The organism is Paenibacillus sp. NPDC058367 (genome assembly GCF_042723305.1).
Lineage (GTDB): Bacteria > Bacillota > Bacilli > Paenibacillales > Paenibacillaceae > Paenibacillus_AQ.
In genome coordinates this window covers 225,251-237,617 of record NZ_JBHXIZ010000004.1, presented here as the reverse complement: position 1 = coordinate 237,617, position 12,367 = coordinate 225,251, and the positions used below count along the sequence as shown (strand labels likewise).

Here is a 12,367-nt window from a genome sequence, read left to right as displayed (position 1 = left end):
ATTATAGGATGAAGCCGTAAAGTATAGTAGCAACGATAGCCATTGTCAGACCCACGAGACTTTCGTAAGGAATCAGTGACATCCGGTCCTTGATGTTCATCTTAACGGAATCCGCAGTGACGTGGAAGAAGTTACCATGTGGCAGATGATCAATCACTGTAGCCCCGGTATGCACCATAATCGCCGCATTAAGTGGCGCTGTCCCCATAGATAGAATAGCGGGCCCGAACGATCCGGCTGCCACAATGGAAGCCGTAGATGTGGACGCTGTAGCGGCCGCCATCAAGATACCTGCAATCGGAGCAAGGAAGGTTCCTGAGATCCCCATAGCTGTAATTGCATCAACAACCGTAGCACTTAAGTCAGACTTTGAGATAATGCCAGCGATAGCACCAGCACCAATCAGGATAATGGCTGTACCTGTCATTTTATTTAACCCTGAGGTTGTAAAAGAAATGATGTTCTTCGTCTGTTTCATAGCAATCAGTCCAATAATACCGGCAAGAGGCAAGATGATCATAGAGTCAACTTTAAAGGATTTCAGCAATTCGATATTCAGAATATTTCCGACCGGATTAATGGCCAGAAGCAGAATAGCGACAACTGGAGCGACGATAGCACGGCCGAAGCTTGGTTTAACCTTAGAGGTATCTTCCTCTTTCGTTACAACATCGCCGTCTGCGATTTTCACACCTTTGTTGACTAAGAGATTAGCAATAATAACAGTGACAATCAGACCCGCAACAGCTGGGATGAACCCATGGATCATCACCTGAGCCAAATCTACATCAAAGCCCTTCGCTACGGCAATGGTATTTGGGTTTGGAGAAATAATATTACCTGCTTTACCGCCACCAACCAGAGCGAGTAGTAAGGCTGTTTTGGAAATGCCGATTTTTTTACCCACAGACAAAGCAATCGGAGCGACGATAATGATGGCTACCGTGATGAATACACCAACTGCTGTAATAATCATAGTAGCTAGTGCTATAGACAATAAGGCTTTCTTTTCACCAAGCTTGTCTACGATGGTCTCAGCCATTCGTTCGGCTGCACCTGATTCAATCAGTACCCCCGCCAGCACACCTGCCGCGAGTACACGTACAACTGCCCCCATTACACTATTCGTTCCATCGATAATATACTGTACCGTTTCCGCAATAGAAGCGCCGCCCAATATCCCTCCGGCAATTGCGCCTAAAAAGAGTGCGTAGACCGGATTAACCTTTTTAAAAATCAATACGACGGCTAATATCAATCCTGCAACAGCGCCCATCCAGTTAATTACTGTGCCTTCCATCTCTAGTTGCCCCCTTAATATAAAAGTATGACACTTTAAAGTGTGTGTTTTGATAACGCTTTCTAAACTGAGTATACTGCGCTTACAAACCCAATTATATTGACGGGACAACCTATTTTTTTGTGCAAATGCACAAGCACCGAACACAAAAGAAGACCAAGCTTAGGTTTATACTTCACCCAGGCTTGGTCTTTTATTATGAATCAAATTAGTTTAGGAGACTTGAGATTCCTTAGCAAGAACAGGTACAGTGTTATCCTCTACCTGCACATCATCCTTTGTCTTGGAGAGGACAATGTTCAGCACAATCGCTGTAAGCGAACCGGATACGATACCGTTCTGTAGCAGCATTCGGGCAAATTCAGGCAGCTCTGCGAACATTGCAGGAAGTGTCGCTGAACCTAAGCCAACAGCAATACTACAAGCAGCAATCAGTAGATTACCATCCTTACGGAGATCCACATCGGATAGAATGGATATCCCGGAAACGGCAACCGATCCGAACATGACAATCATGGCTCCACCAAGTACGGCATTCGGTACAATCGTCGTCAAGGCAGCCAGCTTAGGTAGGAGTCCTAGTACAATCATGATCCCGCCAGCGGCAAAAATAACATTACGGGTCTTAATGCGAGACAGCGAAATCAAACCCACATTTTGAGAAAAAGCAGTGTATGGGAAAGCATTAAAGATTCCGCCCAGCATAATTGCTACTCCCTCGGAACGCAGTCCGTTTACGATCTGCTTCTGTTCAACTTTCTGATCAATTACTTTACCAACTGCAAAATAAACCCCAGTAGACTCCACCATACTAACAATATTAACGATGATCATAGTGAAGATTGCAGTAAGACTGAACTCAGGCCATCCGAAGTAGAACGGTTGTGCGATGCTTACCCAAGAAGCGTCACCTACCGTAGAAAAGTTAACGATACCCATTCCATAAGCAATCGCTGTACCCACCACAAGACCTACCAGAACTGAGATCGAGCGCAGGAATCCAGTGGCGAAACGATTAACTGCTAAAATGACAAGTAGTGTAATTAGTGCAAGCAGCAAATTGCGGGGTTGTCCAAAATCAGCGCTGCCTTCTCCGCCAGCAACGTTATTCATGGCTACTGGAATAAGAGATAACCCGATAATGGTCACGACAGAACCCGTTACAATGGTCGGGAAGAACTTCAGCAGCTTCCCATAAAGCGGGGCCGCAAGAACAACGAACAAACCGGAAATAATGATCGCACCGTACGCAGTCGCCAGATTATGTGTCGAGGCAATCGCAATAATCGGGCCAACAGCTGTAAAGGTACATCCAAGAATAACTGGGAGCCTGCTACCAAAATACTTGGTGCCCATTATTTGCAGCAGTGTAGCCAATCCGCAAGTGAACAAATCGGCTGCGATGAGGTAAGCCATTTGAGTCCCATTTAGCTTCAAGGCACCCCCAACAATCAGCGGTACAATTACTGCTCCTGCATACATGGCTAGGACATGCTGAAGACCTAACGTAAATACCTTTTGCTTGCTTAACATCCCGCACTCTCCTTGATTTTCTCTAATGAGCTTTCATTATCAATGAAGTGAATTTCACCTGGTGACATAGATGCAATACGGGCCAAGGCATGGACTTCTATGCCTCTGTTCTCCAGAAGGCTCCGGCCTTCCTGGAAGCTCTTTTCAATGACACAACCGACGCCAAGGAGCTTTGCTCCCGCCTCTTTTACGATATCAACCAGTCCTACAAGAGCAGCACCAGTAGCGAGGAAATCATCCACAATAAGCACCTTGTCATCCGGCCCAAGATATTTCTGAGAGACACTGACCAGATAATCCTCTTGGCGAGTAAAGGAATGTACAGGCGCTGAGTAGACAGCCTCTGAGAGCGTTACTGCTTTCTTTTTCTTCGCATAAACAAACGGTACACCTAATGCAATCGCAGTAGCCATGGCAAACTGAATCCCACTAGCTTCAATAGTAATTACTTTCGTGATCGGTTGATGACCGAACAACTTTTTGAACTCTTGACCGATTTGCAGCGCTAGCTCCGTATCGACCTGATGATTCAGAAATGAATCTACCTTCAGTACCGTATCTGATAAAATAAGACCCTCTTGTCTAATGCGCTCTTGAAGTACTTTCATCGTGAACTAATCTCTCCTCTTCATTAAAAAAACAAAAAAAGGACAAATCCCTTGAGTCGTTTCTCTCAAGTGAATCTGTCCTTCTGGGCTTTTGTCCCTTAGTGGTGTAACACTACATAGTGTCCGCATCGCTCGGTCCAGACCTTTCCTCCAAAGAAGAAAGCGGAACCCTAGATGCGCTATTTCACTCATAGTCGGATAATTACGATGGTTATCCGGTAGAAACTTATGGGCCATATCCCCAAGATTATATGAGTTTTATTAATGTTCGATATGAATACCTTGTATATCTTACACGCTCTGTCTGGTGCTTACAAGCAAAATTTTTAGTGTTTTGCATACCATTTTCAGGTTATTTTCACGAAATTCAATTGTTTACATTTAGTAGGGGTTACTCCAAGATCTTCTGCGCCGTTTCTTCGGTCGTTACGAGCACATTCATATACCCGCCATTTAGCGCGCCCAAGATCCCAGAAACCTTCTCCAGCGATTCCGCTACACCAATAGCGTACCTCGCTCGCCTGATCTGCTCCAGCTCAATGGTCAACGTTCGGTCCGATATTGCTGTGCGTACAGGCAATCCATTGCCGTTATAAAAACGCGAGCAAATATCACCAGCTACTTTCCCGTCCTCCAGCTCATCAATCACAGCATCGCCATAAAATCCACGCCATGCCTCTTCGCCTTTAATTTCCGGTGATCCAATGCCGAATATAGCGATATCCAGCCGATCCCATGCCTTGGCAATGGTCTGATAATACTGCGAACGCATCAGTTGATCTCTGGTTTCCTTTTGCTCCGTGATCGCTGGCACGTCAATCATTAATGAGCGCGCACCCCACTTTAAGGCAGCTTGGTAGCAGATATTATTGACATGGTATCCGCTCTCCATCTTTCCAGATGGACCACCCACCGTAGGAACACAGGTTACAAAAGGCCTCTGTCCGAGGGTCAGATTGTCTACAACGGCAGCTAAGCTGCTTCCCCAAGAGAACCCAATCGTATCTTTCGGCTGAACCACTTGCTCCAGCCATCTTGCACAAGCCTGTCCAATGGCTTTACGTTTGTTCACCCCTGACTGGGCTGGATCTACCTCTACAACAATGGCTTCCTTCAGCCCGAACCGTTCTTTCAATTCCTGCTCCAGTGTACAATGATCTCCAATATCGTAATTGATGGTGATTGTAACGATGCCCTCTTCACGGACTCTCTTCAGCATCCTACTTATGGTGGTGCGATATATGCCAAGTTCATTAGAAATTTCACTTTGCGTTAAATTCTGCTCATAGTACATTTGTGCAATCTTAATGAGCAGCTTCTTGTCTTCTTTTCGATCCATGATAGAACTCCTCGCTTTTTTCAAGGATTTGACGAATCCATAACCCCTAGTTATACTGTAGACGATTATTTTGCACATTTTATATTATATTGCACAAATGTGCAAATTATCAATTTTTTAATGGAGATGATCGGCTTTGAATATGGGCTTTAGAAAGAAAAGTTGCGCCGTAGAAGCTCTAAAGTATATTGAGAACGACACAACCATTGGTTTAGGTGGGGGTAGTACGATTTCCTATTTAATCGGGAATATTAAAGAAGCAGATCTTCGAGTAAAGGTAGTGACCCCCTCCTTCACTACAGCTTCACTCTGTGTGCAAAATGGATTGCAGGTTGTACCCACCTGGTCCGTTGACCGAATAGCTGTTGCTTTTGATGGCTGTGATGAGGTGGATGAGCAACTGCATGCGCTTAAGAGTGGTGGCGGCATTCATACGAAAGAAAAACTGATTGCTAGTATGGCGGATCATTATATATTGCTGGTAGATGAAACTAAACTTGTGAACAAGCTAACCTTCAAGCATCCCGTAGCATTGGAAATTCTTATGGATGCTCTTAGTTATGTTCAACATTCCGTGAAATCGCTGGGCGGCAAGCCTGAGATTCGAACAAGCGCAAGTAAAGATGGGTATACGGTCAGTGATCACGGCAATGTGCTGCTGGATGTCTTTTTTGACAAGGTAGAGGATAGCACTGCTCTTCAAACTGAACTCAAAGCCATTAACGGGGTCATTGAGACCTCCCTATTCACGAAAGAAGTTACCTCAGCACTTGTGGCTGGTTCAAATGGAATCAAGGTAATCTCTAAGTAAGCTCAAACAATCAAAACAGGCGAGGTGCTAACCATGAACAATCTGAAGTGGGCAATCATCGGCCCGGGAAGTATCGCTAATGAATTTGCGGCTGCTCTAGATGACATCGGCGGAACTTTATATGCGGTAGGATCACGAACCTTAGAGAAAGCCCAGGCGTTCGCGAGCCAATATGGAGCGGAGAAGGCTTATGGCAATTACAGCGAAATGCTGCAAGATCCAGAAATTGATGTCGTCTACATCTCAACACCACATAGTAACCACTACGAATACATCATAGAAAGCTTGCAGAATAACAAACATGTCCTCTGTGAAAAGGCGATCACCGTAAATAGCAAACAACTGCAGGAAATCGCCGAGCTTGCTAAACAAAAAAGCTTAGTCGTCGCAGAGGCTATGACCATCTACCATATGCCACTGTACAAAAAGCTACGGCAAATCGTGGATGAAGGTAAGATCGGACGCCTCAAAATGGTGCAGGTCTCCTTTGGCAGCCATAAAGAATATGATGTGAACAACCGTTTCTTCAGCAAAGATCTGGCGGGCGGAGCGCTGCTGGATATTGGGACGTATGCCTTGTCCTTCACAAGATTCTTCCTGTCCAAACAGCCACAGGAAATTCTAACGACAGTGAAAAGTTTTGAGACAGGCGTCGATGAACAATCCGGAATCATTCTGAACAACGATGCGGATGAAATGGCGGTCATCTCCCTAACCATGCGCTCCAAAATGCCTAAACGCGGCGTCGTTGCTGGAGAACTTGGCTTTATTACTGTAGACAATTTCCCACGGGCCTCTACAGCTACAATTCAATATTTAGATGGCACCCTAGAAACGATCGAAGCCGGCGATACTTCCAAAGCGCTGCAATACGAAATCGAGGATATGCAGCGCTATATCGCGGCAAACGGCAACCAGGAAACCCTTAATCTCTCTTTAGATGTCATGGACATTATGAGTAATGTTAGAGAACAATGGGGAATCAAATACAGCTTCGAATAACATACTGAACACAATAGATCAATCATCAAAGCGTTGGCATTCCCTTCAACTGAAGGAGACCCAACGCTTCTTTGCGGATAATTTTCTAGGAATGAATGACAATATCCTTAGGTGATTTCTTATAGGTACTTTTTAGTACCTATAGCACTTTAAAGTACGTACTATACTTAAATGACTCATGCCTTCATAATTGCACTTACCGGCCGGTGATTATCAGAGTGTAGGAGTGAGAGACATGTTGTTAAACCAAAAAAGAAGTACCCTGGCACTCCTGGCTTTAGCCATTAGCGCCTTTGCGATCGGAACCACCGAGTTTATCAGTGTAGGGTTGCTGCCTTTAATCGCTGATGACCTGAATATACCGCTGACCACAGCTGGATTAACTGTTACTTTGTACGCTTTAGGGGTAACCTTTGGCGCCCCAATCTTAACGTCGCTGACCACGGCGATATCGCGCAAAACATTATTGCTTATCATTATGATTGTATTTATTATCGGCAATAGCCTTGCCGCGGCTGCGGACAGTATTACAATTCTGCTAATAGCTAGAGTAATATCTGCCCTTTCGCATGGTCTGTTCATGTCGATTGCTTCGACCATTGCCGCCGACCTTGTGCCTGAGAATCGTAAAGCCAGCGCTATTGCGATCATGTTCACAGGGCTAACCGTAGCTACTGTTACCGGTGTGCCACTGGGTACCTTCCTAGGGCAACAGTTAGGCTGGAGAGCTGCATTCATCGCCATTATTGCCATCGGGCTTATAGCGCTCATCGGTAATCTGATCTTGGTCCCTGCCACAGGGCTGCGCAAAGGAACCCGAACACCGCTTCGCGAACAAGTCAAACTCGTGAAGAACGGACGGTTACTGCTTGCCTTCGCAATCACTGCTTTAGGGTATGGAGGTACCTTTGTAGTCTTTACTTATTTATCTCCACTTCTCCATGAAATCAGCGGTTTCAAAGAGAGTACCGTTGCCATCATCCTTCTTGTTTATGGCATAGCGATCGCCATCGGCAACGTCATTGGAGGCAAATTAGCCAACCGTAACCCTATGAATGCCCTGTTCTACATGTTTGCTATACAAGCTGTTGTACTGTTCGTCTTAACCTTTACCGCACCCTTTAAAGTGGCCGCACTACTTACGATCTTCTTTATGGGATTGTTAGCCTTCATGAACGTACCTGGTCTACAAGTACACGTAGTTACACTTGCAGATCGATATGCTCCGAGTGCGCGAGATGTGGCATCTGCGCTGAATATTGCTGCTTTTAATGCTGGCATTGCCATCGGGGCCTATCTTGGCGGTATCGTCACGGATCATATGGGACTGATTCATACCACTTGGGTGGGTGCTATAATGGTTCTATCCGCTGTATTCCTAACCGCTTGGAGTCGTGCGCTGGAGAAGAAAGATGAGACTCTTCTCCAGTCTGAGGCTGCTTAATCAGCCTTGCCTTAACATACCAATCAAACTTTTAAATATCTCAGGAGGTAATTTTATTATGGCTCAACATCTACAGGATACAACTGCATTACACAACGGGGTAAACATGCCTTGGCTTGGACTTGGTGTATTTCAAGTCGAAGAAGGCTCTGAGCTGATCCAAGCGGTCAAATCTGCTATTGCACACGGCTACCGCAGCATCGATACAGCAGCGATCTATCAGAATGAGACTGGCGTAGGTCAAGCGATCAAAGAAGCTTTGCAGGACAACAACCTGTCCAGAGAAGAGCTCTTCGTAACTTCAAAGGTCTGGACTGCAGATATGGGCTACGAAGAAACCATTGCCGCATACGAAGCTAGCCTAGCTAAGCTTGGACTTGAATACCTTGATCTATATCTTATCCACTGGCCTGTAAAAGGAAAATATAAAGAGACTTGGAGAGCACTTGAAACCTTGTATAAAGAGGGACGCGTAAAAGCGATTGGGGTCAGCAATTTCCAGATCCATCATCTTGAAGATGTGATGAAGGATGCGGAAATTAAGCCGATGGTAAACCAAGTGGAGCTCCATCCTTATTTGAGTCAGCAAGCGCTGCTTAGCTTCTGCCAGGAACAAGGAATTCAACTGGAGGCTTGGTCTCCATTAATGCAAGGGCAATTGTTGGATCAGCCTGTACTGAAACAAATTGCAGCTAAATACAGTAAATCCGTAGCTCAAGTGATTGTCCGTTGGGACTTGCAGCGTGGAATTATTACCATTCCAAAGTCTACTAAAGAGCACCGGATCATCGAAAACGTAGATGTGTTTGATTTTCTGTTAACAGAAGAGGATATGAATCTAATCAACGCTCTGAACCAAGATCAACGGGTAGGTCCTGACCCTGATAATTTCGACTTCTAAGAGATTAACCACTAGGTTAAGTAACAGTAAAAAAAGACCCTATCTTTCAGAAATGAAAGAGGGGTCCTTTTTGTCTTTACGCCCCTTGCACTAGCACAATAAGGATCGGCAACACAAGAAAGGAAGCAAGCGTCGTCCATAAAATACATTTGGATACCAGCTCTGGAGAGGCGTCAAATCGTTCCGCTAATACCACCGCGTTGACGGCAACTGGCATGGAGGCCAGAATCAGCAGCACAGAGAATAAAATACCATCAATATGCAGAATAGATACTCCGAGGTAGGCCACTAGTGGAGCTAAGATTAATCGAATGATCATCCCTGCCCAAAAAGTAGACTGACCCTTACGTTCAGATGACATGGTTCGTACTTTGACCATCTGTGCACCCAGAATCGCCAGTACGACTGGTGAATAACCTCCGGCAACCATGGAGACCCCTGTAGCAAGCTCAGAAGGTAAATGCAGGTCAAATATTCTAAGAAAAAGTGCTAGCATAGCTGCATAGATGGCTGGGAGAGAGAACACGGACTTTACCGCATTTTTCACCGAGAACTGCGATCTAGCCGCAAAATAAACGCCCACAGTATTCACGATAATCATCTGCCCAATCACATAAACAGAAGCCTTATCGAGCCCAAGCTGTCCGAAAGCCAGCAACACCAAGGGAAGTCCATAATTCACACTATTCGTAAATGTCGAGACCAGAGTCAATCCCGATATTTCAGAGGGGCCGAGCTTCAATAACTTTCCGATGATATTTGCAATCGCCCATAAAAAGCACAGATTTAGCAGCGAAAAAGCGAGAGTCTTGTAAATATCATCCATAGAAATCTCGGCCGTAGCCAGTGTATTAAGAATAATAGCCGGCGTTAAAAAGTATAAATAGAGCGTCAATAACGGCTTGGTATCCAGATTCTTAAACCGTCCAAGCAGTGCACCGACGATCACCGGAATGGATAATGGCACGATGACTTGATACAACGTTGATAACACGCTCTGGATCATGAACAGTACTCCTCTGCTCTAAGTTACTCTAAACTATAAGCGCAACAGAGCAAGACGTCTAAGATATGAAATCAATATACACAATAGCCATTACCTATAATTAAAAAAGGTCTCAACCCCTATAACGGGGTTGAGACCTTTTTATCATGTGTTACATCATTTTGATTTCAAGCAATTCATATTTGATGATACCCATTGGTGCGTTTACACTAACGATATCCCCGACTTTTTTACCCAGCAATTCCTTGCCCAGCGGACTTTCATAGGAAATCTTGTTGTTTAGGACATCTGCTTCAGCAGCCCCTACAATTCTATATTCAATCTTCTCGGAGTATTCGATATCGTTCAGGGTAACGATACAACCCATACTAACCTTTGACAGATCCATCTGACTCTCATCTACGATCTTGGCTTTGGTCAGCATTTTCTCCAAAATCATAATACGAGTCTCCATGAACGATTGGTCGTCCTTGGCCGAATGGTACTCGCTATTTTCCTTCAAGTCTCCATAGCTGATTGCCAATTTGAGCCGTGCTGCCAATTCCTTGCGCCCAGGGCCCTTCAATTCCTTCAGTTCTTCCTCTAATTGAGCCAATCCTTCTTTGGTCAAGAACACTTCTTCATTAGACATGTATACAACTCCTATTTTGGATGCTTTTTAATATTTTAACCTATATTTCACATTCATGCGACAAGCATAAACGCCTTCGGCGTCCTTGTAAGGACGGTAAGCGTTTAAGCGAGAAATATAAAAATTAAAGTATAGGTGCAAAACCTATACTTTCTTATATTTAAATAAAAATCCCTGCCACAATTGAACATTGGGCAAGGATGTCAATGCTGCATCATTATTCTGGCAAATGCTCTTTACAGAAAAGGAGTAATGCTGCTTCCTCGTCCTCTTCCATATCAAAGTCAAGCAACTGACCTGTTGTTGTCTCCTGTAGATCATAACTCACGATGCTAACTTGATCATCATCCACTTTAATAATCGCTCTAGCGGAAACTCCATTCTCTACATAGAGCTCATCATCTTCTGGAACATCCAGTTGAACCACGAATTCATACCGTTTACCGGTTAGTATACCAAAAGGATCTTTAACATTCTCCACGTTGTAGCTTGTAAATGTCAACATTGCTCAATCAACCTCTTTTCCTAATACCTGCCACGTCATTGTATCACAAAAAGCTGCATGAAGGGGTCGCCCGTCCCTCAAGCCATAGCTTTCGACTTCTTGATCTGCTTGCTTCGCAATTGTCCGCAGGCAGCATCAATATCTACACCATGCTCCAGACGAGTGCTTACGCTGACGCCCTGCTTCTTCAAGGTATCAAAAAAGGCTCGTACGGTCTCCCGCTCGCTTCTTTGATATTGACTGTGCTCATCGACTGGATTATAAGGAATCAAGTTCACATTGACGAGCTGGCGCCGGTCGCCGATTAGCTCGGTCAGCTCAAGCGCATGCTCCTTGCCGTCATTTACATCCTTCATCAGAATGTATTCTAACGTAATTCTGCGATTTGTTTTTTCCAAATAATAATCTATGGACTCCATTAGCTTCTCAATTGGAATGGCCTTGTTAATCTTCATAATCTTCGTCCGCAGCTCATTATTAGGCGCGTGAAGCGATACTGCCAAGTTCACCTGTGTATTCGCATCGGCAAATTCAACGATTTTGTTAGCAAGCCCACTCGTCGATACAGTAATACCTCTTCCTGCGATGGCTAATCCTTTGTGGTCCTTAATAATCGATAAGAAATTGAGCAGGTTCTTGAAGTTGTCGAACGGTTCGCCAATTCCCATGACTACAACGTGACTAACCTTTTGTTCGAGGTTTGCTGCATCCAAATGCTGCTGAACCTTCATAATCTGCTCTACAATCTCACCGCTGGAAAGATCACGACTCTTCGCTAACAGTCCACTAGCGCAAAAGCTGCAGCCGATATTACATCCAACCTGAGTAGTGACACATACGGACAAACCGTATTTCTGTCTCATAAGCACCGTCTCGATCAGGTTGCCATCCTTCAAACGGAACAGGAACTTGATCGTCCCATCCGCAGACTCCTGCTTCACATGTTCTTCCAACGTATGGATCACATAGTGCTGCTCCAATAATTCTACACAATCTTTATTTACATCGAGCATTTCTGAGAATTCTGTAATCCGCTTCCGATAAAGCCAATCCCAGACCTGCGTAGCTCGAAATTTTTTATGTCCACGTTCTAACAGCCATGCCGCCAGTTGATCAAAAGTTAATCCATAAATGGATTCCATATTCATTCGTTATCCTCTTTTCAAAACATTAAAGTTCAGTCCATCACTACTCATTGTCTCAAATTTTTTTTATTTAAACAAGGGGAGTTGTAGCGAAGCGTCGAAGTTTACACCATTAGAAGTCCGTTCCATGAAATTACATCTG

General features: G+C 44.6%; 12 protein-coding genes and 1 riboswitch. Of the genes, 4 read left to right on the top strand and 8 right to left on the bottom strand.

Annotated elements, in window-relative coordinates; all coding sequences use genetic code 11:
• Position 1: 1 nt before the first annotated feature.
• From ACFWMP_RS21760 to ACFWMP_RS21745, 4 genes are all read right to left on the bottom strand, one after another.
• Positions 2 to 1,300: a GntP family permease gene (locus tag ACFWMP_RS21760; RefSeq protein ID WP_042192785.1), complete on the bottom strand. Its 1,299-nt coding sequence runs from the start codon at positions 1,298 to 1,300 to the stop codon at positions 2 to 4.
• Positions 1,301 to 1,513: 213 nt separating this feature from the next.
• Positions 1,514 to 2,833, bottom strand: a complete 1,320-nt coding sequence (locus ACFWMP_RS21755) for a nucleobase:cation symporter-2 family protein (protein ID WP_042192787.1) — start codon at positions 2,831 to 2,833, stop codon at positions 1,514 to 1,516.
• Positions 2,827 to 3,441 (bottom strand): xanthine phosphoribosyltransferase, encoded by a 615-nt coding sequence (locus ACFWMP_RS21750; protein WP_042192789.1) that lies wholly within the window; start codon positions 3,439 to 3,441, stop codon positions 2,827 to 2,829. The genes ACFWMP_RS21755 and ACFWMP_RS21750 overlap by 7 nt, the downstream gene beginning before the upstream one ends.
• A 171-nt stretch (positions 3,442 to 3,612) precedes the next feature.
• Positions 3,613 to 3,716: riboswitch (purine riboswitch) on the bottom strand.
• A 116-nt stretch (positions 3,717 to 3,832) separates the two neighbouring features.
• Positions 3,833 to 4,780, bottom strand: coding sequence for a sugar-binding transcriptional regulator (locus ACFWMP_RS21745; RefSeq protein ID WP_042192792.1), 948 nt, complete (start codon positions 4,778 to 4,780; stop codon positions 3,833 to 3,835).
• 142 nt (positions 4,781 to 4,922) lie between these two features.
• Here ACFWMP_RS21745 and rpiA point away from each other — a divergent pair, with 142 nt between their 5' ends.
• The 4 genes from rpiA to ACFWMP_RS21725 all read left to right on the top strand — a co-directional run bounded on the left by rpiA (position 4,923) and on the right by ACFWMP_RS21725 (position 8,938).
• Complete coding sequence (rpiA, locus tag ACFWMP_RS21740; protein ID WP_042194692.1) at positions 4,923 to 5,591, top strand: ribose 5-phosphate isomerase A; 669 nt, start codon at positions 4,923 to 4,925, stop codon at positions 5,589 to 5,591.
• Positions 5,592 to 5,624: 33 nt separating this feature from the next.
• On the top strand, positions 5,625 to 6,593 hold the full coding sequence (locus ACFWMP_RS21735) for a Gfo/Idh/MocA family protein (protein ID WP_379424688.1): 969 nt from the start codon (positions 5,625 to 5,627) through the stop codon (positions 6,591 to 6,593).
• Between the two features lie 235 nt (positions 6,594 to 6,828).
• On the top strand, positions 6,829 to 8,037 hold the full coding sequence (locus tag ACFWMP_RS21730) for an MFS transporter (RefSeq protein WP_076284942.1): 1,209 nt from the start codon (positions 6,829 to 6,831) through the stop codon (positions 8,035 to 8,037).
• A gap of 58 nt (positions 8,038 to 8,095) precedes the next feature.
• Positions 8,096 to 8,938, top strand: a complete 843-nt coding sequence (locus tag ACFWMP_RS21725; protein WP_379424687.1) for an aldo/keto reductase — start codon at positions 8,096 to 8,098, stop codon at positions 8,936 to 8,938.
• A gap of 76 nt (positions 8,939 to 9,014) precedes the next feature.
• Here the strand turns inward: ACFWMP_RS21725 and ACFWMP_RS21720 are convergent, their stop codons facing one another.
• From ACFWMP_RS21720 to rlmN, 4 genes are all read right to left on the bottom strand, one after another.
• Positions 9,015 to 9,944 (bottom strand): AEC family transporter, encoded by a 930-nt coding sequence (locus ACFWMP_RS21720; RefSeq protein WP_379424686.1) that lies wholly within the window; start codon positions 9,942 to 9,944, stop codon positions 9,015 to 9,017.
• A 151-nt stretch (positions 9,945 to 10,095) separates the two neighbouring features.
• A complete protein-coding gene (gene greA / locus ACFWMP_RS21715; RefSeq protein ID WP_042131553.1) occupies positions 10,096 to 10,575 on the bottom strand; it encodes a transcription elongation factor GreA in 480 nt (159 codons plus the stop codon).
• A gap of 217 nt (positions 10,576 to 10,792) precedes the next feature.
• Positions 10,793 to 11,080: a DUF6509 family protein gene (locus ACFWMP_RS21710; RefSeq protein WP_379424685.1), complete on the bottom strand. Its 288-nt coding sequence runs from the start codon at positions 11,078 to 11,080 to the stop codon at positions 10,793 to 10,795.
• A gap of 77 nt (positions 11,081 to 11,157) precedes the next feature.
• Positions 11,158 to 12,228, bottom strand: a complete 1,071-nt coding sequence (gene rlmN / locus ACFWMP_RS21705) for a dual-specificity RNA methyltransferase RlmN (RefSeq protein ID WP_042192804.1) — start codon at positions 12,226 to 12,228, stop codon at positions 11,158 to 11,160.
• Positions 12,229 to 12,367 lie beyond the last annotated feature (139 nt).